Source organism: Pseudomonas sp. TE12234 (assembly GCF_054061835.1).
Genome location: NZ_JBSSEP010000001.1, coordinates 51,003 through 76,310 on the forward strand (window position 1 = coordinate 51,003; position 25,308 = coordinate 76,310).

Below are 25,308 nucleotides of genomic sequence, written 5' to 3' on the forward strand. Positions count from 1 at the left end.
ATCCTGCTCATGAACCAAGCCCCCCTCGTCCTGGTCGACGGTTCTTCGTACCTGTACCGCGCCTTTCACGCGCTGCCGCCACTGACCACGTCCAAAGGCCTGCCGACCGGTGCGGTCAAGGGCGTACTGAACATGCTCAAGAGTCTGCGCAAGCAATATCCGGACAGCCCGTTCGCCGTGGTGTTCGACGCCAAGGGTGGGACATTTCGCGATGACATGTACGCCGAATACAAGGCCAACCGTCCGAGCATGCCCGACGACATGCGCGTACAGATTGAGCCGCTGCATCAGAGCGTGATCGCTCTGGGCTTCCCGCTCCTGTGCGTTGAAGGCGTCGAAGCCGATGACGTGATCGGCACCCTGGCCCGCAGCAGCGCGGCCGCCGATCGCCCGGTGATCATCTCCACCGGCGACAAGGACATGGCGCAACTGGTCGACGGGCACATTACCTTGGTCAACACCATGACCGGTAGCAGCATGGACGTAGAGGGCGTGAAGGAGAAATTCGGCGTCGCTCCCGAGCAGATCATCGATTATCTGGCGCTCATGGGCGATTCTTCCGACAACATTCCGGGGGTTCCGGGCATCGGCCCGAAAACCGCTTCCGGCTTGCTGGTCGGTGTGAATGGTGGGCTGACCGAGCTCTACGCGCAGCTCGATATTGTGCCGACCCTACCGATCCGCGGCGCCAAGAACCTGCCGGCCAAACTCGAAGAGCACAAGGAAATGGCGTTCCTGTCCTATCAGTTGGCGACCATCAAGGTCGATGTGCCGCTGGACATCGGCCTCGATGACCTGCGAATGGGGGCCGAAGATCCGGAAAAACTCTACGAGCTCTACACCCTGCTGGAATTCAAGAGCTGGTTGAACGATCTGCAACGCGATGCCAAACGCATCGAGCTGAGCGCTGCCGCCGAGCCAGCGCCGGTCGTCGATCTGTTCAGCGCCGCCGAGGCCGAAGCGCCAGCGGTCAGCTCTGAAACCCGCTACGAAACCGTTCTTGATCAAGCACGGTTCGATGCCTGGCTGGAGAAACTGCACAACGCCAAACTGTTCGCCTTCGACACCGAGACCACCGGCATCGACGCGCAACAGGCGCAACTGGTGGGCCTGTCGTTCGCCGTGCAGGCCAACGAAGCGGCCTACATCCCGCTGACCCACTCCTACATCGGTGTGCCCGAGCAACTGGACCGCGACACCGTCCTGCGCGCCCTCAAACCGATTCTGGAAGACCCGAACAAACTCAAGGTCGGCCAGCACGCCAAGTTCGACATGAATATCCTGGCCAACTGCGCCATCGGCGGTGACCCGGCAAACGGCATCACGGTGCGCGGCATTGCCTTCGACACCATGCTGGAATCCTACGTACTCAACTCCACCGCGACTCGCCATGACATGGACAGCCTGGCGCTGAAGTACCTGGATCACACCACCGTGAGTTTCCAGGACATCGCTGGTAAGGGTGCCAAGCAGCTGACGTTCGACCAGATTGCCCTTGAGCAGGCCGGCCCTTACGCCGCCGAGGACGCCGACATCACTTTGCGTCTGCACCAGGCACTGTTCGAGAAGCTCAACGCCATCCCGAGCCTGGCCAGCGTGCTGACCGATATCGAAATACCGTTGGTGCCCGTGCTGGCGCGTATCGAACGCCAGGGTGCCTTTGTCGATGCCGCGCTGCTGGGCGTACAGAGCATTGAATTGGGCGACAAGATGGTGGCGCTGGAGCGCGAAGCCTTCGAGATTGCCGGCGAGGAGTTCAACCTCGGTTCGCCCAAGCAGCTCGGGACCATCCTCTACGAGAAGCTCGGTCTGCCGGTGCTGAAGAAGACCGCCAAGGGCCAGCCATCCACTGCTGAAGAAGTACTGGCCAAACTGGCCGAGGATGACTATCGCCTGCCGAAAGTGCTGATGGAATACCGTTCCATGAGCAAGCTGAAGAGCACCTACACCGACCGCTTGCCGGAGCAGATCAACCCGCGTACCGGGCGCATCCACACGTCTTACCATCAGGCCGTGGCATCCACTGGACGCCTGTCCTCCAGCGATCCGAACCTGCAGAACATTCCGGTGCGCACCGCTGAAGGGCGTCGCATCCGCCAGGCTTTCGTGGCCCCGGCCGGTTACAAGTTACTGGCGGCCGACTATTCGCAAATCGAGTTGCGGATCATGGCTCACCTGTCCCGTGATGAAGGCTTGATGAACGCTTTCCGTCACAATCTGGACGTGCACACCGCGACCGCCGCCGAGGTGTTCAAGGTCGAACTGGCCGACGTCACTTCCGACCAGCGCCGTAGCGCCAAGGCGATCAACTTCGGTCTGATCTACGGCATGGGCGCGCAAAAGCTCGGCAAGGACATTGGCGTGGACACCAAGACCGCCAAGGCCTACATCGATACTTACTTCGCCCGTTACCCCGGCGTTCGCCAATACATGGACCGCACCCGTGCGCAGGCGGCGGACCAAGGGTATGTGGAGACGTTCTTCGGGCGACGGCTGTACCTGCCGGAGATCAACTCCAACAAACCGCAGGAGCGCGCCGCCGCTGAACGCACGGCGATCAACGCACCGATGCAAGGCACGGCGGCGGACATCATCAAGAAAGCCATGGTCGCGGTGGATAACTGGCTGGCCACATCCGGCCTCGATGCCAAAGTCATCCTGCAGGTGCACGATGAATTGGTGCTTGAGGTGCGTGAAGACCTGGTCGATCAGGTCAGCAATGAAATTCGCCTGCACATGAGCGGCGCGGCGAAGCTGGACGTTCCGTTGCTGGTGGAAGTGGGCGTAGGCAACAACTGGGATGAGGCTCACTGAGCCGTCTGACGAGACACTGCTCTCCTGCTGCGGCGTAGTGCCGCAGCAGAGCAAGCGAAGGGTGTTTATTCCGGAAGGCGCTTAGGGTTATTCCAAAGGCATTCGAAAAAATTCTGAACTAATCGGCCAAAACACCACTCAGAGATACTGAATGGCTGGTGAAGCCCTTCGATGCTCCTATGTTGTGTTAAGTGTTGGCAGATATCTGGACCCCGCCCTAGCGGTCTAGAACTTGAACCCCGGACCTTCCCCCTCCCCATAGAAGTCCGGGGTTTTTTTTGCCTGTAGCTTTACTCGGTCACCTCGGCGCCCTTGTCCGCCAGCTCCATCCAGTCCGCCAATACAGTGTAGGCGTCTTCCAGGCCCATGCGTTTTGGCGCCGAAAAAAGCTGAATCGTCACGGCATCGCCCCAACCCTTGCGGATTTCCGACTGCACTTTGAGCAGCGTGTTCTTGGCTGCCCCGTAGGTGAGCTTGTCCGCTTTGGTCAGCAGGATATGCATGGGCATGCCGCTGGCCACGGCCCAATCGAGCATCAGCAGGTCGAAGTCGGTCATTGGATGACGGATATCCATCATCAGAATCAGCCCCTTCAGGCTTTCGCGACTGCCCAGGTACGCTTCCAGGTGACGCTGCCAGTGTTGCTTGAGCGGAATGGGTACTTTTGCGTATCCGTAGCCTGGCAGGTCGACCAGACGGCGTTCATCGTCTAGCTTGAAGAAGTTCAACAACTGTGTGCGACCCGGCGTTTTCGAGGTCCGCGCCAGGCTTGCGTGAGTCAGGGTGTTAAGCGCACTGGACTTGCCGGCGTTGGAACGACCGGCGAAGGCCACTTCAAAGCCTTCGTCATCCGGACATTGGTCGACTTTGGCGGCGCTGAGCATGAAGGTGGACTGTTGGCACAGACCGAGAATGGGATTCTTGAGTTGCATGGGATTTCCGATGTGGGCGGCGCCGGGAATGGGCGCGGCAAGCGGTGTCGCTTCCGTTTCACTGACGCCAGTATATAATGCCGCAGATTTTGTGTGCGCTTTGTCCCAGCGTAGGATGAAGTTCATGAGAGCGACAGACCTTGATTGCGCATCAGAACGCAACACGCTCTCAACCCTGAAAAGGTCGTTTTATGACGAAATGGCTGCTAGTTGCCGGTGTCTTGATGCCACTTTACAGCGCTCAGGCTACACAGGATCCGGAAGCTGTGTACAACCGTGTTTGTGGTGCCTGTCATTCCGGCCAACTACCCATGGCGCCCCGCAAGGGCGATCAGGCAGCTTGGACGCCGAGGTTGGCGAAAGGTATGGGGACGCTGGTGCAACACGTGACCCAGGGTTTCAAGGCGATGCCGCCGCGTGGTTTGTGCATGGACTGCAGTGCCGAGGATTACCAGGCCATCATCCACTGGATGAGCGAGTGATCCCGGTCCATAACTCTTTAACCCTTAGCCGTAGTTGGATTAGCTGATGAACAAATTGATCGTGAGTCTGCTGTTGACCGTGGGGATCTCCGGCATTGCCCATGCTGCAGGTGAGCCAGCAAAACCTGGTGACGCCGCCGCAGGCCAGGCAAAAGCCGCCGTATGTGGTGCCTGTCATGGCCCGGATGGCAACAGCATGGCGCCTAACTTTCCAAAACTGGCCGGCCAGGGTGAACGCTACCTGACCAAGCAATTGCACGACATCAAGTCGGGCAAGCGCACCGTTCTGGAAATGACGGGCCTGCTGACCAACCTGAGCGATCAGGACCTGGCCGATATCGCAGCCTATTTCTCCAGCCAGAAAGGCAGTGTCGGTGCCGCCGATGAGAAACTGGTCAAGCGCGGCGAGAATCTGTTCCGCGGCGGCGACCTGGCTAAAGGCCTGCCAGCCTGCACCGGTTGCCACTCGCCAAATGGCGCGGGCAATGCGGCAGCCGGCTTCCCGCACCTGGGCGGCCAACACGCTCAATACGTCGCCAAGCAACTGACCGAATTCCGCAAGGAAGAAGGTGGTCGCACCAACGATGGCGATACCAAACCGATGCAGAGCATTGCCAAAAAGCTGAGCGACGAAGACATCGCCGCAGTGTCCAGCTACATTCAGGGCCTGCACTAAGGCCGGTGAATCGGGCGCTGCGCAGGGTCTGCATCGACTGCAACGTTAACGCTCGATTAATCCGTCGCGGCAAGTATAAAAAGGGTGGCTTTGGCCGCCCTTTTTTGTGGCCGCTGCCGTTACACTACAGAACTCAAGCCCGCCAGGACCTGTCTGAAAACAGGTCGCGCGTGGCGATAAATTTGTCCAGGAGTAAAGCATGCGTAATCTGATCATCAGCGCCGCACTCGTCGCTGCCAGCCTGTTCGGCATGACTGCCCAGGCCGCCGAAGCCCCCGCTGCCCCTTATGTCGAACTGACTAATCCGGTTCCGGTTGCCGTGCCTGGCAAGATCGAAGTGGTGGAGCTGTTCTGGTACGGCTGCCCGCATTGCTACGCCTTCGAGCCGGTGATCAACCCGTGGGTCGAAAAACTGCCGTCCGATGTGAATTTCGTGCGTATCCCGGCCATGTTCGGCGGCCCATGGGATGCCCACGGTCAAATGTTCCTGACCCTTGAAGCCATGGGCGTTGAGCACAAGGTGCACGCTGCGGTGTTCAATGCCATCCAGAAAGAACACAAGAAGCTCGTCGACAAGAATGACATGGCCGACTTCCTGGCCACGCAAGGCGTAGACAAGGAAAAGTTCCTGGCCACTTTCGACTCCTTCGCCATCAAGGGCCAGATCGTCAAGGCCCGCGAACTGGCCAAGAAATATGAAATCTCCGGCGTTCCAACCATGATCGTCAATGGCAAATATCGCTTTGACGTGGGCTCTGCCGGTGGTGCCGAACAAGCCCTGCAACTGGCCGATAAACTGGTAGACAAAGAGCGAGCGGCTAACAAGGCTGCCGCCAACTAAGCGCGGTACTCACCATGCGCCGCTGGGGAACTGAACGCGTCGTTGGCCTGCATGATCCGCAGGTCAACGAGCACCATCTGAAGTCTACGGGCTTGCCCGCAGACAGCCGTCTACGCTTGCTCAGCTTCAATATCCAGGTCGGCATCAGTACCGAGCGCTACCGGCATTACCTGACCCGGGGCTGGCAACATCTGTTGCCGCACCCCGGGCGTGCCGACAATCTGCAAAAAATCGGCAACCTACTCGGCGATTTCGACCTGGTCGCCTTGCAGGAAGCCGATGGCGGCAGCCTGCGTTCAGGCTACGTCAATCAAGTCGAACATCTGGCCCAGCTCGGCGCCTTCCCCTACTGGTATCAACAACTCAATCGAAACCTCGGTCGCCTCGGCCAGCACAGCAATGGCGTGCTAAGCCGGCTGCGCCCGTGGGCGATTGAGGATCATCCGCTGCCGGGGCCCAAGGGTCGCGGGGCGATTCTGGTGCGTTTTGGCGAAGGTCCGGAGGCGCTGGTGGTGATCATGATGCATCTGGCACTGGGCGCCCGCGCCCGCAGCCTGCAACTGGCCTATATCCGCGACCTGATCGGGGACTATAAACACCAGGTGCTGATGGGTGATATGAACACCCACGCCAGCGATTTGCTGCAAAACTCGCCATTGCGTGACCTCGGCCTGCTGGCCCCGCAACTGGAAGCGACCTTCCCCAGCTGGCGCCCGCAACGCTGCCTGGACCATATTCTGCTCAGCCCCAGCCTGACCCTTGAAAAGGTCGAGGTGCTGGCCCAACCCATTTCCGATCACCTGCCGGTCGCGGTAGAGATTCGTCTGCCGGGTTCGCTCACGGCCGATGCATTGCCCGCGTTGAGTCCTGCCCCTCGCGGATCCCTTGAATGAGCGACGAAACACAGCGCTGGAAAGAGAAATACCTCAAAAGCATCGAACAACAGGAAAAGCTCGAACGTCGCTGGGACGCCCGGCTCGACTTGCTTCGTCGCGGCCTGGTACGAAGCACCCTGGCGGCGGAAGGCACCGACCGCGCCGTCGATCAGTGCATGAAGGAAATGCGCGAAGTGGTGCGCACCGATGACATGGACGCCGGCCTGGCCGCCCTGCTCCCGCGCCTGGAAAAAGCCGTGCTCGATTCCGAGCAGCGCCGGGAGACACGCGTCAACCAGACCAGCGCCGCGCTGACCGCCCTGGTGACTCAACTGCAAAAGTTGCCGCTGCCCCGAGAAGTCCGGCGCCCCCTGAAGAGTTTCGCCAGACAACTGGATAGCCGGGTCAGCCAGGCCCGCGAAATCCCTTTGCTCCTCAGTGAACTCAGCGGCCTGCAAGGTAAAGCCTTGAGTCAATTGGAGACCCCGGCAGAACCTGATCGCCCAGGCCTGCTGCAGCGGCTGTTCGGCCACCGTGAAGCCGATGAAGCGGCGGCCGCCCCAGAGCACGCCCCCATCGCATCGCCTGCCGAGGCCGTCCCGGCGCCAGTTTCCGTCGCACCTCCCGCCGCTGCGGAACTCACACCAGCTGTCGATGAGCCGCACGAGGCGCTTTGCGCGCCGCCCCAAGCCATTACCGCTGCACGGGCAATCAAGGCCTTACCCGCAACGCAAGAAGCACCTGCGGCCACCGCCGCTGTTGCGCCAGCCCCTGGATCTCAACAGGCGCCCGCCTTGCCTTCCGAGGCACAGGCCCAAGCGGACTCAGCGTTACCCGAGACACCGGTGACTCTCGCCGTCGCCCCAGCAGCTGAGGCTGAACAGGCGGTCAACCCAGACGAGCTGACCCCGACGGTGTTTCTCGACACCCTGCCGCTCCCCGCGCCCATGGCCCAAGCCTTGGCGGCCATCGATCCCGAACAATCCGAGGACGACATTCTCTATGCCCTGCCGGACTCGCCCGAGCCATCGTACAGCTCGGTCGCCAAACACATCGAAGACACACTGCTGGGCCTGCTCGATGACCTGACGCTACCCGAGCGTCACCGTCCGCAAGCCGAATCGATGCGCGATCGCCTGAAAAATGGTTTGAACTGGTACGAGTTACTGCCGATCCTCGACGATTTCGCCACCTTGATGCTGGCGATCTCCGATAGCGGCCAGCACGAATTCGAGGCTTACCTGCAAAGACTCAACGAACGACTCGAATCGTTCCAGAGCAATCTGCAGGCTGCCAGCGCCGGTCATGCCGACAACCGTTCTGCGGCGCAAGCCATGGACACGCAGATCCGCGAACAAGTCGACGGCTTGCAAAGCAGCATGCATGAAGCGGCCGACCTGGATGACCTCAAGCGAGTTCTGGAAAACCATCTCGAAGGCCTGCTGGGCACCATGGACCAGCACCGCAAGCAACGCGATGAGCGTGAGCAAGAGGTGGCGGGCCGCCTGCAAAGTCTGGCCGAACGGGTGGCCCACATGGAGCAGGAAGCCCAAGGCTTTCGCGAACACCTGGAAGAACAACGCCAGAAAGCCTTGATCGACCCACTGACCGGCCTGCCCAACCGCGCCGCCTGGAGCGAACGCCTGGACCAGGAAATCAGCCAGTGGCAGCGCCACGGCAACACGCTGATGCTGGCGATGCTGGACCTCGATCACTTCAAGCGCATCAATGATAACTACGGCCACCTGGCGGGCGACAAAGTACTGAAACTCATCGCCAGCGTGCTGCGCAAGCGCTTGCGCAGCACGGACTTCATTGCACGCTTCGGCGGAGAAGAGTTTGTCCTGTTGATGCCATCCACCGTGCCGGCAGCCGGCATGAAGCTGCTGGAACTCCTGCGCGCCTCCATCGAAGCCTGCCCTTTCCATTTCAAGGGTGAACGGGTAACGATCACTATTTCCATGGGACTGACCGCGTTCAGGCCGGGAGAACATAGCGATTTAGTGCTCAAAAGAGCCGATCAGGCGCTCTACCGCGCCAAAAACGCAGGGCGAAACCGGGTGGAACTGGGCTGACGGACAATTGTTCCATATCATTTAAAAAACGCCCGATGGGTCTCCGTGCGCAAGGCAGTACGTTACACTGTTGCATTACTGTCTTGCGTGTATCGCCCTCCGCCATGAAATACTTTGCTCTTATCGTGTCGCTGATCCTGTTGGCCGGTTGTGCCAGCGGTCCTCGCTTCGACACCAGCCACCCTTCCGCCAACCACGACAGCCGAGTTCAGTTCGTGGTGTTGCATTACACCAATGCATCCCAGGAGCGCTCGCTTCAACTGCTCACCCGCGGGGAAGTCAGTAGCCACTACCTGATCGGCGACGACAAGAACGCGACCATCTTCAAACTGATGGATGAAAACCAGCGTGCCTGGCACGCCGGTGACAGCCAATGGCAAGGACGAACCTGGCTGAACTCCAGCTCCATCGGCATCGAAATCGTCAATCCTGGCTTCAAGGACACGCCAACCGGACGCCTCTGGTATCCCTATAGCGAAGCGCAGGTCCAGTCACTGATCGTCCTGCTCAAGGACATCATCAAGCGCCACGCCATCAGTCCTCGCAGCATCATCGGCCACAGCGACATCGCCCCGCTGCGCAAACTTGATCCCGGTCCGCTGTTTCCATGGAAGCGCCTGGCAAACGAAGGCATCGGTATCTGGCCGAACGAGCAGGCGGTAGCGCGGCAACAAGCTCAATTCGAAGCACAACTGCCGAGCATCAGCTGGTTTCAGACTCAACTCGCGCGCTTCGGTTATGACACCCCGCAAACCGGCGAACTGGATGTAGCAACCCGTCACGTGATTGCCGCCTTTCAAATGCACTTCAGACCGTCGCGCTTCGATGGCACCCCGGACGCGCAAACGGCAGCACTGCTGCAAGTGCTCAATCAGACAAAATAATGACGCCCGCCCGACGGTCAACGCGGTTTCTCAAACAGCAGCTATAACTCATTGGTAATCCTTCGGATATTCCATAATGGCCGCTGCTCGAGATACGTTCCGTAGCTGGTTCTATCGCCCCTGGTTTCTGGCGATGCTGGCTGCTGTCTTGAGCGCCTCCCTATTGCTGGCCGGCAGCTACTTTGTCGCCATCCAACAGGTCGAACAAAACGAAAGCCGCGAAATGAATGCCCAGGGCGCACGCTTTCTGGCCCGCCTGGAGCAACTGTTCGGGCAACTGCGAGAAAGCCTCGATGACCTGGAGGCGCAGCCATTGCGAACGTGCAATGACGAGATGATCGCAACCCTGCAGCAGGTCAGCTTCAATTACCGCTTTGTGTATGACGCCGCCTATATGGACGCGACGCGGATCTGCTCAAGCCGCCCACGCCAGGATGGCTTGCCGTTGACGCGGCCACCGGACATCAGGGGCCCCACCTACAGTTACTGGTTGAACACCACCACCGAACCCGATGAAAACCGTGCGGCGCTAATGCTCGGCCGTGGCAATTTTCGTGTGGCCACCTCTCGCGGCCACTTGACCGACATGGTCGACCTGTCACCGGGCAGCAGCCTGTTGGTGGTTCTCGACCATGGCACCAGGGTGATTCCGGTATTGGGCGCCTCCCAGGTCTGGTCGCTGACTGAACAATGGCCCCCCACCACCCGAGAAGCACTGCAAGTCACCCCATCACGCCTGATTTACCGCATGCCCACTGCCAACCCTGAATTCCAGCTGGTATTGATCAGCCCCCGCACCGGCAACCATATACCGCCGATGTGGTGGTGGTTATTACCGGTCAGCCTGGTGCTGGCCGCCTTTGTCGGCTTTCTGGTGTTTCTGCTGGTTCGCCAGCGGCAGTCGCTGGACGCCGAACTGACCGGCGCCATTCGCCGCGGCGAGCTGCAGGTGCTGTATCAGCCAATTTTCGATCTCGACAGTCGCAACTGCGTCGGGGCCGAGGCCTTGCTGCGTTGGCGCCGGCCGGACGGCAGCCTGACCAGTCCCGACCTGTTCATTCCGATGGCGGAGAACACCGGCCAGATTCGGCAGATGACCGACTTCGTCCTGCAACGGCTGCTTGAGCAGCTCGGTCAATTGCTGCGAGCCAATCCGCAGCTATACATCTCGGTCAACCTGGCGGCATGTGATGTCATGGTCCCGCGTATCGGTCAGGTCATGGCGCGGCTGCTCACCCTGCATCGGGTCGCAGCCAGGCAAATTGCCTTTGAAGTCACGGAACGGGGACTGATCGATGTCGAGGTGGCGCGGGAAAACCTGCAAGCCTTGCGGGACGTCGGGCATCAGGTACTGATCGATGATTTTGGCACCGGTTATTGCAGCCTTGCCTACCTGCAAACCCTACCGGTGGATTGCCTGAAAATCGACAAGGCCTTTATTGATGCGCTGGGTCATGACGCGGCGAGCAGCGGCGTGGCCCCGCACATCATTCACATGGCCCAGTCACTGCACTTGAAGGTCATCGCCGAGGGCATCGAGCATGAATCCCAGGCCGCGTTGCTGAGCAGTGAAGGCGTGAAATTCGGTCAGGGCTGGTTGTTCGCCCATGCGCTGAGTTCGGTACAGTTCATCGAACTGATCACTCGCGGTCGCCGGCTGTCCAAGCGACGCCTCGACGATGAAGCGTAAAGGCCGCTACACCGCGAGCGCCATATAGAACTGCGTGCCCTGCCCGGGTCGCGAATAAACCCCCATCCGCCCGCCGTGCAACTGAACGATCTCCTTGCACAGTGCCAGACCCAGTCCGGCCCCGCCTTTCTTGCGGCCAACCTGCACAAAGGGCTCGAAGATGCGCCCCTGCTGCCCGTAGGCGATGCCTTCGCCATTATCTTCGACGCTGATGATCACCCGCTCGCCGTGGCGTCGGGCCTGCAACCGGATGAGACCACCCGGGGCGGTGTGGCGAAGCGCATTGTCGATCAGGTTGTCGAGCACACGGTCCAGTTGCGGCTGATCGGCCTGCAGGTGTGGCAATGGCCCCTGCATTTCCACCAACAGCTCAATGCCCTTCTGTTCGGCACCTTCGGCAAATCGTAACCGCGCCTGTTCCAGCAAATCCTCGATGGAACAGGGCGCGAGCGTCAGTTTCTGCAGGCCATTCTGGTAACGGGAGAAATTCAGCAGATCGTTGATCAACTGCATCAGGCGCTGCATCTCTTCATTCACCGTGTCCAGCAAATCGGCTTCACGGGATTCCGCAGGGAAATGCGTGCGCTCGCGGAACAGGCCGAACGCCATGTGCATGCCGGTGACCGGGGTGCGCAGCTCATGGGAAGCGCGCAGCACAAACTCACTGCGTACACGCTCGAAGGCGCGCTGCTCGGTGACGTCATGCAACACCATCACCGCACCGAGAATATGGCCCTGGGTATGGCTGACCGGTGTCAGGCTGTAGGTCAGCAGACGCGACTCGCCATCGACCTCGACACTCAGATCCTCCGGCGCCCGCTCCAGCGTGCCGCCGCGCAGAACCAGTTGCAGCTGCTCATCGAGCTCGGGCCGCCCCAGTGCGGTGCCCAACCCTTGGCCAAGGCGATCGGTGTCCCAACCCAACTGACGCTGCGCTACCGGGTTGAGGTGCTCCAGGCGCCCCTGGCGATCAATCATCAGCAACCCGTCATCGATGCTGTCGAGCACGGCCTGCAACCGCTGCTGACCCGCCAGCAACTCATCGACGTTAGTGGCCTGATGCTCACGCAGCGCCTCGGCCATGATCCCGAAACGCTTGGTCAACTGGTTCAACTCGACCGCCGAGGAAATCGGCAACGTGACGTCAAATTTGCCTTGGCCGATATTGTCCGCCGCCTGCGCCAGAGCCTCGATGGGCTCGCCAAAGCGCCGGGCGATGGCGTGAGCCGTCACGAAACCGATGATCAGCACCGCAAGCCCGACCAACCCCAGCAACCCGGCGATCAGCAGCGCCCGCTCACGGGACGAACGCTCGGTTTCGCTGATGTTATCCAGCGCATGCTTGTGCTCATTGAGCAAACCCGTGCGCAGCGCATTGAATTTTTCAGTGAGCTCCTGGTTGCCACTCAGCACATGTTTCGGCTCACCGGCCGCTTCATACGCCTGGATAAAGTTCAAGTAATCAGCCTTGGCCTTTCTGAAGCCGTCCTCGTTGCCCTCGACCGGCTGCTCTCCGGCGATGCCTTGTTCCAACAGCTCAAGGTAATGCTGTTTGGACGCCTCGAAGGCCGCTGCGTCGTGATTTTCACTGAGCATGATGATCAGTTGATCACCCAGTGTCTGACGCAGTTTCAGCCCCAAGTCGAGGGTGACGAAGTTGTTGCGTACCAGTGCTTCCTGGCTACCGGCCATTTGCATCACGCTGACCAGCCCGAGCAGAAGCCCGAGCAGCGCCACGGTGATCAGCGCGGAAATGCTCAGGAACAGCCGGGTCCGCAACTTCATCGCCAGTCTCATTGGCGGCTCACAAGTTGTACTGTTTGCGTTTGCGGTACAGGGTCGAAGCGTCGATTCCCAGGGTTTTCGCCGCTTGATCCAGCGTGCCGGCGGTGGCCAGCACGGCGCCGATGTGGGCCTTCTCCAGTTCATCCAGGCTCAGTGCCGCGCCGATGCGGGGTGCATTGTTGACCGGCGTTTCGGCCATCCCCAGGTGGCTGATCTCGACTCGCTCCTGCGGGCAAATAATGCTCGCCCGTTCCACCACGTTACGCAGCTCTCGAATGTTCCCCGGCCAGCGGTAGCCCAGCAACGCCTCGCGAGCCTCGTCGCTGAAGCCCCGGGCCGGGCGCGCGTATTCCTTGACGAACCGGGCGAGAAACCGGTCGGCCAGGTTCAAAATGTCTTCTCTGCGTTCGCGCAGCGGTGGCAGGTGCAGGGTGATGACGTTCAGACGATAGAGCAGGTCTTCACGGAAGCGGCCATCGCGAACCATGTCTTCGAGGTTCTGGTTGGTGGCCGCGAGGATACGGACATCGGCGCGACGGGTGACCGGATCGCCCACGCGCTCGTATTCCTTGTCCTGAATGAATCGCAGCAACTTGGGTTGCAAAACCAAGGGAAAATCGCCGATTTCATCAAGAAACAGCGTGCCGCCGTCGGCCTGATTGACACGCCCCAAGGTGCTCTCGCTGGCCCCGGTGAACGCGCCGCGACTGTGACCGAACAGCTCGCTTTCCATGAGTTCGGCTGTCAGCGACGGGCAGTTGATGGTGATGCAGGATTTTTTCGCCCGTTTGCTCCAGCCGTGAATAGCCTGGGACAGCTCGCCCTTACCGGTGCCGGATTCGCCAAGAATCAAGATATTGGCGTCGGTCACCGCAACCTGGCGGGCGGTTTCCAACACCACCTTCATCGCCGGGCTGTGGGAATCCAGACCGTCCCTGGGTTTGCGCACCTCGCCTTCCAGGGCTTCCAGGCGCGCCGACAATTGCCGTACTTCCAGCTGTTTGGCGGTTGCCAGACGCAATTGATCCGGACTGCAAGGTTTGACCAGATAGTCGGCAGCGCCCGCCTGAATGGCATCCACGGCCGTGTCCACGGCCGAGTGAGCGGTGACGATCACCACGCGCATCCAGGGCGCCTGAATCCGCATCTGCGCCAACACATCCAGACCGTTGTCTTCACCCAGGCGCAAATCGAGGAAACACAGGTCGAAGACCTGACGTTGCAACAACGCGTCCGCCTGCGCAGCACTGTTGGCGGTCGCCACGCTGTAGCCCTCGTCTTCCAGGCAATAGCGAAAGGTACGCAGGATGGCAGACTCATCATCCACCAGAAGAATACGGCCTTGGTGCTCCGTGGCAGATTCCATTTTCCTACGCTCCTTAATGAATGATCTTGGTTAGTCCCGGAAAAATCGGGCAAGTTGCATGGTTTATTCTGATGCATTCCTTTCATGGCAGGGTAGCTCTCTCCTGACACGATGCCTTGTGTCCATTTCTGACACCTGCGCCCTTCTCTCAATTCAAAAATATTGCGACATCTGTCGAAACGATCGTGCATTACGCACGACGGCGCAAAGGGCCATCGTGCAGGATGCGTCCACAGCACTGCGTGCGTATTTATTAACTTATTGATTTATATCGATTTTTTTATAAAAAAAAGCTGGCATGCAGACTGCAACTACCTGAGTAATGACAGGGCAATAACAAACGCCCTCAACGAAACGACCCCCAGCGTGGGAGGAGCCTCAGGATGAATCGCCAACGTGCCGCCCAAAAGCGTTTCTCGCCACTGCATCTTCAGCAAGGTCTGTTCGCTGTACTGGCACTGCTGATCACTTTGATCGCCGGCCAGCAATTCCTTCGTTGGGAGCAGAGCCAGCAGCAAGCGCCGTCGCGCATTTACTTCGAGCATCCGACCCAAACCCACTTCACTGCCGCGAGCAGTGCCATGGCCGACAGCGCGCAGATGCGCATGATGGATGTCGACCAGGCCCGTCCCGACGATGAGATGCCTCGTCAGGAACGCTGGGTGTTTTAACACCACAATTTTGGTGCGCCAGGCGCGCCGAAACGAGCAACACCTCTAAATAGAACCGTAAGGAGAATCACCATGTTGAGCTGGGCAATCACATTCCTGATCATTGCCATTGTCGCTGCCGTACTGGGCTTCGGTGGTATCGCGGGCACCGCCACGGGTATCGCCAAGATTCTCTTTGTCGTGTTCCTGGTGATGTTCATTGCGTCCTTCTTCTTTGGCCGTCGCGGTCGAGGCTGAACATGAGCGCCGGGTTAAGGACACTGGCGGCCGCCCCGCTGTTGGGCGGCTGTACCAGCGTAATGGCTGCCAATGACGGACACCGCTTTCGCCGGAAACCGGATCAGGGTATGCAGGATTTGTTGATGGAACACCTGAATAAAGATCCGCACCGATACCGAATTTGAAACATGAAAGGGGCTAAATGCCTCTTCCACTGCGCCCACCTGAGGAAGGTCGGTGCATGACCAAGGGGCCGGGACGTTCTGCCTGTTTCAGGGGCGGAGTGACCTACGGGTACAGGGAGTGCCTGCGCGAGGGCCGGGTCAGGTAAAAGCTGCGACGCAAGTTCGCCAGTCAAGCATGGCTCGACGGACTTGCGGAGAGCTTGTACGCGCAAAGCGTCGAGCTAGAGCGATTGAGTGATGCACATGCCCTCCCCCGAAAATCCTGTCTTTGATTTACGCAAACTACTTTCCCCGCTGTTTAGCGAGCGACCGTATATCGAGAAAAACGGCTTTTATCTGGCCGTGAGTTTTCTTCCTGCCCTGTCGTATTTTCCCGAATTTTGTCGTCTATTCTGTTGATCAAGAAACGAACAATCTGCGCTGTGATGGCCGGTTCACGGCACTTATGCCTGCCGAAATGTCGTAATCGAACCGACTGGGACGCGAGTTTCAGTAAAAAAACCTCATGCCGATTCGGCATAGGGTAGGCGTTTACGGCATTAGACGCCGCTTCCTTGCATCTGAATAGTTGCGCCTTTTTTCGCCTGCCAGAGAGCCACTAACAAGCGCTCCGGGGCTCCTTATACGGGGGTAGATGCACAAGACTTTTTCGCCACAAGCGTTCCAGTTCATGCATCTGCTCGAGTCAAACTGAAGTAAGGGTAAAGATATGAAGAAGGCAAAGCTTAGCCTCGCCTGGCAGATCCTCATCGGTCTGGTATTGGGGATAGCAATCGGTGCACTGCTCAACCATTTCAGTGCCGAAAAAGCCTGGTGGGTCAGCAACGTCCTGCAACCGGCAGGCGATATCTTTATCCGTCTGATCAAGATGATCGTGATCCCGATCGTGATCTCCTCGCTGATCGTCGGCATCGCAGGCGTCGGCGACGCGAAGAAACTCGGGCGCATCGGCCTGAAGACCATCGTCTACTTCGAAATCGTCACCACCATCGCCATTGTGGTCGGCCTGCTGCTGGCCAACCTGTTCCATCCAGGCTCGGGCATCGACATGAGCACCCTGGGTACTGTGGATATCTCCAAGTACCAGGCGACCGCGGCCGAGGTTCAGCATGAACACGCGTTCATCGAAACCATCCTCAACCTGATCCCGTCGAACATCTTCGCGGCAATGGCCCGCGGTGAAATGCTGCCGATCATCTTCTTCTCCGTGCTGTTCGGACTCGGTCTGTCGAGCCTGCAAGCGGACCTGCGCGAACCGCTGGTGAAGATGTTCCAGGGCGTGTCGGAAAGCATGTTCAAGGTCACTCACATGATCATGAACTACGCCCCGATCGGCGTGTTCGCACTGATCGCAGTGACTGTGGCCAACTTCGGCTTCGCTTCGCTGCTGCCACTGGCGAAACTGGTGATCCTGGTTTACGTCGCCATCGCCTTCTTCGCCTTCGTGGTGCTGGGCCTGATCGCTCGCCTGTTCGGCTTCTCGGTGATCAAGCTGATGCGCATCTTCAAGGACGAGCTGGTACTGGCCTACTCCACCGCCTCCTCCGAAACCGTGCTGCCGCGCGTTATCGAGAAGATGGAAGCCTACGGCGCACCGAAGGCCATTTGCAGCTTCGTAGTGCCGACCGGGTACTCGTTCAACCTCGACGGTTCGACCCTGTACCAGAGCATCGCGGCGATCTTCATTGCCCAGCTGTACGGCATCGACCTGTCGATCAGCCAGCAACTGCTGCTGGTCCTGACCTTGATGGTGACCTCCAAAGGCATCGCCGGCGTACCGGGCGTGTCTTTCGTGGTGCTGCTGGCGACCCTGGGCAGTGTCGGTATCCCACTGGAAGGCCTGGCGTTCATCGCCGGTGTCGACCGCGTCATGGACATGGCCCGTACCGCACTGAACGTGATCGGCAATGCCCTGGCCGTGCTGGTCATCGCTCGCTGGGAAGGCATGTACGACGACGCCAAGGGCCAACGCTACTGGAACTCCCTGCCGCACTGGCGCAGCAAAGAGAAGCTGCCGGCTGGCGAGATTTCCCGCAACTAACGCATGCCCCCTGTAAGAGCAATCGGTCGACGCTCGACTGCTCGCGATGGCAACAGGAGCACCGCGCTCATCCGGAATGCCCGCGTCATCGTTGACGTTCATCGCGAGCAGGCTCGCTCCTACAGGGATCCAGGCAAGCCGTATTAAACAAACCCCGGAGAAATCCGGGGTTTGTCGTTTCTGGCCACCCCGCTATCATTCGCGCATCTTTTGGGGGATTTGACCGATGCTAAATGGCCTATGGCTTGGCTTCTTCATCGTGGCGGCCGTGTCGGCACTGGCGCAGTGGCTGATAGGCGGCAACGCCGGGATTTTCGCGGCGATGGTGGAAAGCATATTCGCCATGGCCAAGTTATCGGTCGAGGTCATGGTGCTGCTGTTCGGTACCCTGACCCTCTGGCTGGGCTTTCTGCGGATCGCCGAGAAAGCCGGGATCGTCGAATGGCTGGCCAGGGCCCTTGGCCCGCTGTTTCTGCGCTTGATGCCGGAAGTCCCGCCCGGCCACCCCGCCATCGGCCTTATCACCCTTAACTTCGCCGCCAACGGCCTGGGCCTCGACAACGCCGCCACACCCATCGGCCTCAAGGCCATGAAAGCCCTGCAGGAGCTCAACCCCAGCGCAACGGTCGCCAGCAATGCGCAGATCCTGTTCCTGGTGCTCAACGCTTCTTCTCTGACCCTGCTGCCGGTGACGATCTTCATGTACCGCGCCCAGCAAGGCGCGCCCGACCCGACCCTGGTGTTTCTGCCGATTCTGTTGGCCACCAGTTGCTCGACCATCGTCGGCTTTCTATCCGTGGCGTTCATGCAACGTCTGCGTGTCTGGGACCCGGTGGTGCTGGCCTATCTGATTCCCGGCGCCCTCGCCCTCGGTGGCTTCATGGCGCTGCTGGCTACGCTTTCGGCCACTGCGCTGGCCGGTCTGTCGTCGATCCTCGGCAACCTGACGCTATTCGGGCTGATCATGTTGTTTCTGGTGATTGGCGCACTGCGTAAAGTGAAGGTTTACGAGGCCTTCGTCGAAGGTGCCAAAGAAGGTTTTGACGTGGCGAAAAACCTGCTGCCGTATCTGGTGGCAATGCTGTGCGCGGTAGGTGTTTTGCGCGCATCCGGGGCCCTGGATTTCGGCCTCGACGGGATTCGTCATCTGGTGCAATGGGCGGGCCTCGATACGCGTTTTGTCGATGCGCTGCCAACCGCGATGGTCAAGCCGTTCTCTGGCAGCGCCGCCCGGGCGATGCTGATCGAAACCATGAAAACCTCCGGCGTGGACAGCTTCCCGGCGCTGGTCGCGGCGACGGTTCAGGGCAGTACCGAAACAACGTTCTATGTGCTAGCGGTGTACTTCGGCTCGGTCGGCATCCAGCGCGCGCGGCATGCAGTGGGGTGTGCATTGCTGGCGGAGCTGGCGGGGGTCTTGGGCGCCATTGGCGTTTGCTACTGGTTCTTCGGCTAACTGAGCCCCTGTAGGAACGAGCCTGCTCGCGATCAACCCGAGCGCACCGAGGGGTGTCTGGTGCCCAGCGTCATCGTTCACCATCATCGCGAGCAGGCTCGCTCCTACAAAGGGTCTGTGTAGACTTCAAAGTCGCGCTGGCGGCGCGAGTTTCTGCCCTTGCTCAACCGCCCAAACCACCACCTGCGCCGTCAGTTGATCGGTGGCCTGACCGAACCCGGTCACTACCGCCGGCACCTTCACATCGCTCAGCGGCTGGCGCACTTCGAAGCGTTTACTCGCGAGGATCCGTTGGTCAGCGCCACGCACCAGCAAGGCGTCCAGGCGCACCACCACGCTGGCGCCCGAGCCCTGATACTCGGTCTGAAACGCCTGCAGGCTGCCACCCAGCTCCAGGTCTGCCTGGAAATTGCTGTCGTCGGTGCTCAGCAGCGTCACGCGGCCATCACGCTGGAATCCATCGAGCAGGCGATTGCGCAACAGCACCGGCGCCGGATCGCTCCAGCGCGAGGCCTTGTAGCTGATGATCACATCGCCTTGAGGGATCACAGCAATGTTCGGGCTATTCAACGCTTCGCTGGCCTGGGGTTTGTTCAGGCGCAACGACCAGCGCTGCGGCGTCCCATGGCTGGTTGCCGTGCTGGATTGGGCCGAAGGTAACCGATAGACATCAAACGGCTCGGACTTGGGCAGGATCGAGCACGAACTGATCAGAGTGAACCCGGCGAGGAGGGCAAAGTGAATCAGCTTCATGGGGTAAATTCCTTGTTCTTGTCACTGCCCAACAGGTAGCCGCTGGGGTTGGACTCCAGACGCTGGGAGATGGCGCGCAGCGAGCTCAGGGTTTCACGCAACTCCCGCACCGCCGGGGCCAGCCCATTGAGACCCTGCATGCCGCTATTGAGCGAGTCCTGATTGGTGGCCAGCAGTTTGTTGATGGTCGCGCTGCTCTGTTCCAGCGACTTCATGGCTTGCTCGGCGCTGCCGAACATCTGCTTGCCCTGATCATTGAGCAAACCGTTGGCGTTGCGCATCAGCGCCGACGTCTGCTCCATCATGGTGCTGGCCTGCTGGCCGACCGAGGCCAATTGCTTGATCGCCTGACCCAGGTCGCCGCGCTGATCGGCGATGGTGCCGGTGGTTTGTTCCAGATGCTCCAGGGTCTTGCTGATGCGCTCGATGTTTTCTTCGGAAAACATCTGGTTGGCGTTGTGCATCAGCATGTTCACCCCGGACATCAGGTCATTGCTGTCGTTCAGCAAACGGGCGATGGGCGAGGGCGCTGCGATGATGGTCGGCAGGCTGCCATCCTTGCCCTTTAACGCCGGGCTTTGTGGCGTGCCGCCACTGAGCTGGATGATCGACGTCCCGGTGACACCCGTCAGCGCCAGTTTGGCCTGAGTGTCTTCCTTGACCGGAGTGTCGCCACCCAGGCGAATCCGCGCCAGCACCCGGCGCGGGTCTTTCGGGTCCAGGCGCAGCGACACCACGTCGCCGACCTTGATCCCGCTGTACTGCACGGAACTGCCCTTGGACAGGCCGCTGACCGCCTCGTTGAACACGACTTCGTAATCCTTGAACTCAGTGTCGACGCTGGACTTGGCCAGCCACAGGCCGAAGAGCAGGGCGCCAGTCACCACAATCACGGTGAACAGGCCGATCAATACATGATGGGCTCGGGTTTCCATGTCAGACCTCGTTGAACTGTTTAGCGGCACTCAACGCCGCGCGGCCGCGAGGGCCATGGAAGTATTCGTGAATCCACGCGTCGTCGGTTTCCGAAACCTTGTCGATGGCGTCCGCCACCAGCACTTTCTTCTGCGCCAGCACCGCCACCCGGTCAGTGATGGTGTAGAGCGTATCGAGGTCGTGAGTCACCAGAAACACGCTCAGGCCCAAGGCATCGCGCAAGGTCAGGATCAGTTGATCGAAGGCCGCGGCGCCAATCGGATCGAGGCCGGCGGTGGGCTCGTCGAGAAACAGGATGTCCGGGTCCAGCGCCAGGGCCCGCGCCAGCGCCGCGCGCTTGATCATGCCGCCAGACAGGGAGGCGGGATACTTGTCTGCCGCCGACAGCGGCAACCCGGCCAGCGCCAGTTTCACCGCCGCCAGATGCTCGGCGTCATTGCGGCTCAAGCCGGCGTGTTCGATCAGGGGCAGCGCAACGTTCTCGGTCACCGTCAACGAAGAAAACAACGCGCCTTTCTGGAACAGCACGCCGAACCGCCGTTCGACCATCGAGCGCTCGTGCTCGGACAGCGTCGGCAGGTTCTTGCCAAAGACCTTCACCATGCCCTCGCTGGGCTGCCGCAAACCGACAATGCTGCGCAGCAGCACCGACTTGCCACTGCCGGAACCGCCGACCACGGCAAGGATCTCGCCCTTGTACAAATCCAGATCGAGGTTCTCGTGCACGCTCTGTCGACCAAAGCGATTGCACAGCCCACGGACTTCGATCACCGCCTCGGTGGGCGCTCGGGGTAAACGGCTCACCAGCCCATCTCCATGAAAAACAGCGCGGCCACAGCGTCGAGCACGATCACCACGAAGATCGATTGCACCACGCTCGAGGTGGTGTGCGCGCCGACAGACTCGGCGCTGCCGCTGACCTTGAAGCCTTCCAGGCAACCAATGGCGGCGATCAGGAACGCAAAGATCGGCGCTTTGACGATCCCAACCACAAAGTGCTGAACGCCGATGTCCGATTGCAGCAGCGATAAAAACATCGCCGGCGAAATACCCAGCGACACCGCGCAGACCACTCCACCGCCGACAATCCCCGACAGCATCGCCAGAAAGGTCAGCATCGGCAGTGAGACCAGCAGCGCCAGGACCCGCGGCACCACCAGCAACTCCATCGGGTCGAGGCCCAGCGTGCGGATCGCGTCGATTTCTTCGTTGGCCTTCATCGAACCGATCTGCGCAGTGAACGCACTGGCGGTGCGCCCGGCCATCAAGATCGCGGTGAGCAACACGGCGAATTCGCGCAGAAAGGAGAACGCCACCAAGTCCACCGTAAACACTGTGGCGCCGAAATTGGCCAACACCGTCGCCCCGAGAAACGCCACAACGGCGCCCACCAGAAAGGTCAGCAGGGCAACGATGGGCGCCGCGTCGAGGCCGGTCTGCTCGATGTGCGCCACCATCGGCGTGATGCGCCAGCGCTTGGGGCGAAACAGGTTGCGGGCGATGGTTTCCAGGATCAGGCCGACGAAACCAAGCAGCTGCAGGGTGTCTTGCCAGACCGCGTCCACCGCACGGCCAATACGGTTCAGCAGTTGAACGCCGACGTTGATTTCCGGTTCCTTGAGCGGCACACAGAAATCCGTCAGCGAGCGGTAGATCGTTTGCAGCAACGCGCGGTCGGCAGAAGAGAGGGTGCAATCGGGGTGTTCGGCTGATCGGCCCAGGCGCTCGGAGCCCAGCAGCTCCACCAACAGCGAGGCACCTGCCGTATCGAGGGCGCCGAGACCATTGAGGTCGATGCGGGTGTTGTCGTCGTATTGACCTTCGAGCTTTTCGCTCAGCAGTTTGAGGTCCGCATAATGGGCGAGCGTCCAGTCCCCTGTAACCCTTATCCGGGGCGGGGTGTGCGAGGTATCCAGTTGGGCATTGCCCGCCGCAGTGTTGCTGGTCATAAGCTCCGTGCTTTTTCGGCTGTTACGCAGACCTACGTAATAGCACGAACCGCATTACTTTTCTTTGATCGCTGTGCTGTCAGTGACCTTGAAGCGCAGCACGCCGATCAGTTGGCCGTCCTCGGTCAGCACCCGGACCTGCCAGTTGCCTGCGGGGCTTGCGGGGAAGTTCTGCTTATGGGTCCAGGCGCGGTAACCTTCCTTGCGACCGCCATGAATATCCAGAGGGATGCGATCGACTTCTTTACCGTCGAACTGCCAGACGTGATAAATCCGTTCGTCCAGGCCACGGGGAGCGTTGATTGCGGTGTAGGCGTACAGACCGCCACCACGAATCTGCTCAGCGCTGACCTCTTCAAGGCTGTCACCGGGGGTGCGGTCCTGCATTTGCGTGCTGATGGCCACGTCGGTCATCCACAGGGTTGCTGGCGGCACCCACGATCGCAGTACCCAGCCAACGCCGCCGATCCCCACGGTAATGCTCAGAATCGCCAAGGCGTTGCGCACGGTCCGAATCGGAAAAATCGAAGCGAGGCTCGGGAACGACAATACGACGGCGATACCCAGCGCCAGTTTGAAACTCTGGGACGTGGTCAGGTGCATGATCACGGGGAGGGCGGTGAGCAGGGCGGCGAACAGCGTCAGCGTGTGCAACGCCAGGAAGGCCCATCGCCGTGGTGCCAGCCATTTGTAGTAGAGCGGGTCAGTGATGGAAATCAGCGCCGCGATGCCCAGCATCCCGGTGAAGAATAATTGGCCGCTGTTCCATGTGGTGGTGATGAAAAAGAACGGCAGGACGAAAAACAGGCTTTCCTGGTGGATCATCTGCGTCGCATAACGCAGCAGAGGCTGGGGAATTTCCCGTTTGAAGACCTTGGTGAACAGCTTGGTCAGGCTGTTTTCCAGCATCAACCAGCCCCAGCTCACCAGCATGATGGTGGTGATCCAGCTCGCCAGACCTTGCTGACGGTCCACCAGAATGAAACTGCAGACGCCGGAGATAAAACCACCGAGCGCAATGACCCCGGGGTAGCGCTTCATCAGTTCGAGAATGCGCTGTATGAAAAGGGTCAGGGTAGGCATTCGGCGGTTCACAGTAGTCGTAGGAAAAATCCCCGACAGGTTACCGCCGGCAGGGCAGTGTGGCGAGAGGCCATTAACTTCTGTAGGCACCGGCCTGCAAACGGCCCCGCGTTTATCCAGCCGGCACCCGTTATCGTTGACGACCATCGCTGGCAAGCCGGGCTCCAGAGGAGTCGGTTAGTGTTTGCGGTGGATGCGCCAGGCCAATAGTCCAAGTACCAGAAACGCCAACATGCCGCCGATTGCCCACAGCACCTGGTCATAACTCAACAACGGCTTCTCGATCCGCAGATACCCCGGTTGCATGAGCAACTCGCGCATCGCCTTGTTCGCTTCCTCCAGCGTCACGCCCTGAAACTCTCTGGCCGGATCGACGAAACGACCGTCCTCATAGTCCCCAAGGGCGCCCCAATAGTAATCGGCCAACGCGCTGTTGCCTTGCACGGCCCAGGCCTGGCGGGCGATGGCAGCCTGTTTGAGGCGGTTGAAGGTCTCGGCATTGAGACCGTCCTTGAGCAGCCCGGCTTTCAAGTCCTCCAGGACCTGTTGCGCCTCGGCCACGTCGTCGCGCTCCAGATCGGCGTTCAGGCTCATGAAGCCCACGCCACCAAATACCTCGCGCTCGGCCCACGGACCATAGGACAAGCCGTGCGCCAGGCGTAACTGACGATAGAGCGCCCAGTCCAGATAGTCCTTGAGCAGGTCGAAAGTTACATCGTGCTCATCTTCCTGAACCGGCTCCGGCACCAACCAGTGCAGTTTGGCGCCGCCACCGATAAAGCCCTGGGTCAGGACGCGCACATGGGCAGCGCTGGACTGGATCTGCGGCAGAGCCGGGTGATCGGTGGGGTTGATCGCTTCGAGCGCGCCGTAGGTGCGCTCCAGATAAGCCGGCAGCAATCGGTCCAGGTCGCCGACGACGATCAGCGTCATGTTGTTCGGTGCGTACCAGTCCTTGCGCACCTTCTCCAATTGTTCGCGGGTCAACTGATCAACTTCTGCGCGCTCCTGGCACTTGAGGCCCAGTTCCACTGCCAGTTGATTACTGGCGGTGTGGCCCAGGTCCTGGCGATCCAGCCAGCGCTGCAGGTGAGAGTAGTGGCCCCCGTCTTCGCGCTCGACCACTTGCTTGGCGGCGTTGATGGCGTTGTCGTCGAAGCGGGTCTGGGTCAACAGCGCCAGCAGCAGGTCGAGTACCTGGCGCTGGTTTTTCGCCGGGGCCTCGATCACAAACGTGGTGTCGGCATTGCTGGTGTAGGCGTTCCATTCGCCACCCAATGCCTGCATGCGCTCTTCCAGGCCACCTTCGCCGCTGGCGTCGATGCCACTGAACAGCAAGTGTTCAAGCAGGTGCGGCAGTTCCTTATCGGCGCAGCTGAAGTCATCCAGGCCAACGCCAACCACCAGCCGAATCGCCACATGACCGCGATCCATACCGGGCTTGAGCAGCAATTGCAGACCGTTGCGCAGGGCATAGCCCTCGACCTGGAAACGATCCAGGGCAAACGAAGGGAGTGAGCCAAGCAACAGACAGACGAACAACAGACAACGCATAACGAGCTTCCCGGCAACCCATCGGAGATCCGTTTCATCCT

Annotated in this window: 22 protein-coding genes; 12 read left to right on the forward strand and 10 right to left on the reverse strand. The window is 60.1% G+C overall.

All coding sequences use genetic code 11. The features are described 5' to 3' along the window. Window positions 1–9: 9 nt before the first annotated feature. Window positions 10–2,814 (forward strand): DNA polymerase I, encoded by a 2,805-nt coding sequence (gene polA / locus ACVWYU_RS00290; RefSeq protein ID WP_457371631.1) that lies wholly within the window; start codon window positions 10–12, stop codon window positions 2,812–2,814. Between the two features lie 290 nt (window positions 2,815–3,104). Here polA and yihA read toward each other — a convergent pair whose 3' ends face one another. After that, window positions 3,105–3,746: a ribosome biogenesis GTP-binding protein YihA/YsxC gene (yihA, locus tag ACVWYU_RS00295; RefSeq protein ID WP_247255176.1), complete on the reverse strand. Its 642-nt coding sequence runs from the start codon at window positions 3,744–3,746 to the stop codon at window positions 3,105–3,107. A gap of 191 nt (window positions 3,747–3,937) precedes the next feature. Here yihA and ACVWYU_RS00300 point away from each other — a divergent pair, with 191 nt between their 5' ends. The 7 genes from ACVWYU_RS00300 (at window position 3,938) to ACVWYU_RS00330 (ending at window position 11,269) form a co-directional block, all read left to right on the forward strand. After that, window positions 3,938–4,228, forward strand: a complete 291-nt coding sequence (locus tag ACVWYU_RS00300; protein ID WP_090327081.1) for a c-type cytochrome — start codon at window positions 3,938–3,940, stop codon at window positions 4,226–4,228. 46 nt (window positions 4,229–4,274) lie between these two features. Beyond that, the gene (locus ACVWYU_RS00305) at window positions 4,275–4,904 is read left to right on the forward strand and encodes a c-type cytochrome (protein ID WP_090327079.1); all 630 of its coding nucleotides are present in this window, start codon (window positions 4,275–4,277) and stop codon (window positions 4,902–4,904) included. 199 nt (window positions 4,905–5,103) lie between these two features. After that, window positions 5,104–5,745: a thiol:disulfide interchange protein DsbA/DsbL gene (locus ACVWYU_RS00310; protein WP_457371632.1), complete on the forward strand. Its 642-nt coding sequence runs from the start codon at window positions 5,104–5,106 to the stop codon at window positions 5,743–5,745. 14 nt (window positions 5,746–5,759) lie between these two features. Beyond that, a complete protein-coding gene (locus ACVWYU_RS00315; RefSeq protein ID WP_247255178.1) occupies window positions 5,760–6,638 on the forward strand; it encodes an endonuclease/exonuclease/phosphatase family protein in 879 nt (292 codons plus the stop codon). Then, window positions 6,635–8,695: a diguanylate cyclase gene (locus tag ACVWYU_RS00320; RefSeq protein WP_457371633.1), complete on the forward strand. Its 2,061-nt coding sequence runs from the start codon at window positions 6,635–6,637 to the stop codon at window positions 8,693–8,695. Before ACVWYU_RS00315 ends, ACVWYU_RS00320 begins: the two co-directional genes overlap by 4 nt. A 104-nt stretch (window positions 8,696–8,799) precedes the next feature. Then, window positions 8,800–9,579: an N-acetylmuramoyl-L-alanine amidase gene (locus tag ACVWYU_RS00325; RefSeq protein ID WP_248914621.1), complete on the forward strand. Its 780-nt coding sequence runs from the start codon at window positions 8,800–8,802 to the stop codon at window positions 9,577–9,579. Window positions 9,580–9,655: 76 nt separating this feature from the next. After that, window positions 9,656–11,269 (forward strand): EAL domain-containing protein, encoded by a 1,614-nt coding sequence (locus ACVWYU_RS00330; RefSeq protein ID WP_457371634.1) that lies wholly within the window; start codon window positions 9,656–9,658, stop codon window positions 11,267–11,269. 6 nt (window positions 11,270–11,275) lie between these two features. Here the strand turns inward: ACVWYU_RS00330 and ACVWYU_RS00335 are convergent, their stop codons facing one another. Beyond that, the gene (locus tag ACVWYU_RS00335) at window positions 11,276–13,066 is read right to left on the reverse strand and encodes a KinB sensor domain-containing domain (protein WP_457371635.1); all 1,791 of its coding nucleotides are present in this window, start codon (window positions 13,064–13,066) and stop codon (window positions 11,276–11,278) included. Between the two features lie 7 nt (window positions 13,067–13,073). Next, window positions 13,074–14,420 (reverse strand): sigma-54-dependent response regulator transcription factor AlgB, encoded by a 1,347-nt coding sequence (algB, locus tag ACVWYU_RS00340; RefSeq protein ID WP_457371636.1) that lies wholly within the window; start codon window positions 14,418–14,420, stop codon window positions 13,074–13,076. A 383-nt stretch (window positions 14,421–14,803) separates the two neighbouring features. Between algB and ACVWYU_RS00345 the strand changes: the two genes are divergently transcribed. Beyond that, window positions 14,804–15,091 carry a hypothetical protein gene (locus ACVWYU_RS00345; RefSeq protein WP_248914618.1) on the forward strand — a complete coding sequence of 96 codons (288 nt, stop codon included), beginning with the start codon at window positions 14,804–14,806 and terminating at the stop codon, window positions 15,089–15,091. 72 nt (window positions 15,092–15,163) lie between these two features. Continuing rightward, window positions 15,164–15,328, forward strand: coding sequence for a DUF1328 domain-containing protein (locus ACVWYU_RS00350; protein WP_003170804.1), 165 nt, complete (start codon window positions 15,164–15,166; stop codon window positions 15,326–15,328). Between the two features lie 14 nt (window positions 15,329–15,342). On the opposite strand, the gene ACVWYU_RS00355 is transcribed toward ACVWYU_RS00350, so the two are convergent. Next, entirely contained in the window at window positions 15,343–15,525 is a 183-nt protein-coding gene (locus tag ACVWYU_RS00355) for a hypothetical protein (protein ID WP_457371637.1), read from the reverse strand. 679 nt (window positions 15,526–16,204) lie between these two features. Between ACVWYU_RS00355 and gltP the strand changes: the two genes are divergently transcribed. Together gltP and ACVWYU_RS00365 are read left to right on the forward strand one after the other, a co-directional pair. Further along, complete coding sequence (gene gltP / locus ACVWYU_RS00360) at window positions 16,205–17,536, forward strand: glutamate/aspartate:proton symporter GltP (RefSeq protein ID WP_090327052.1); 1,332 nt, start codon at window positions 16,205–16,207, stop codon at window positions 17,534–17,536. A 226-nt stretch (window positions 17,537–17,762) separates the two neighbouring features. Next, entirely contained in the window at window positions 17,763–18,992 is a 1,230-nt protein-coding gene (locus ACVWYU_RS00365; RefSeq protein ID WP_247255185.1) for a nucleoside recognition domain-containing protein, read from the forward strand. A gap of 126 nt (window positions 18,993–19,118) precedes the next feature. Here the strand turns inward: ACVWYU_RS00365 and ACVWYU_RS00370 are convergent, their stop codons facing one another. The 6 genes from ACVWYU_RS00370 to ACVWYU_RS00395 all read right to left on the reverse strand — a co-directional run bounded on the left by ACVWYU_RS00370 (window position 19,119) and on the right by ACVWYU_RS00395 (window position 25,267). Further along, window positions 19,119–19,745: an ABC-type transport auxiliary lipoprotein family protein gene (locus ACVWYU_RS00370; protein WP_248914617.1), complete on the reverse strand. Its 627-nt coding sequence runs from the start codon at window positions 19,743–19,745 to the stop codon at window positions 19,119–19,121. Then, on the reverse strand, window positions 19,742–20,680 hold the full coding sequence (locus ACVWYU_RS00375; protein ID WP_090327044.1) for an MlaD family protein: 939 nt from the start codon (window positions 20,678–20,680) through the stop codon (window positions 19,742–19,744). The genes ACVWYU_RS00370 and ACVWYU_RS00375 overlap by 4 nt, the downstream gene beginning before the upstream one ends. A gap of 1 nt (window position 20,681) precedes the next feature. Beyond that, window positions 20,682–21,485, reverse strand: coding sequence for an ABC transporter ATP-binding protein (locus ACVWYU_RS00380; protein WP_248914616.1), 804 nt, complete (start codon window positions 21,483–21,485; stop codon window positions 20,682–20,684). Then, window positions 21,482–22,630 carry an ABC transporter permease gene (locus ACVWYU_RS00385; RefSeq protein WP_247255187.1) on the reverse strand — a complete coding sequence of 383 codons (1,149 nt, stop codon included), beginning with the start codon at window positions 22,628–22,630 and terminating at the stop codon, window positions 21,482–21,484. The genes ACVWYU_RS00380 and ACVWYU_RS00385 overlap by 4 nt, the downstream gene beginning before the upstream one ends. A gap of 54 nt (window positions 22,631–22,684) precedes the next feature. Further along, entirely contained in the window at window positions 22,685–23,713 is a 1,029-nt protein-coding gene (locus ACVWYU_RS00390; RefSeq protein ID WP_457371638.1) for a DUF5924 family protein, read from the reverse strand. Window positions 23,714–23,890: 177 nt separating this feature from the next. Continuing rightward, entirely contained in the window at window positions 23,891–25,267 is a 1,377-nt protein-coding gene (locus ACVWYU_RS00395; protein WP_457371639.1) for a M16 family metallopeptidase, read from the reverse strand. Window positions 25,268–25,308 lie beyond the last annotated feature (41 nt).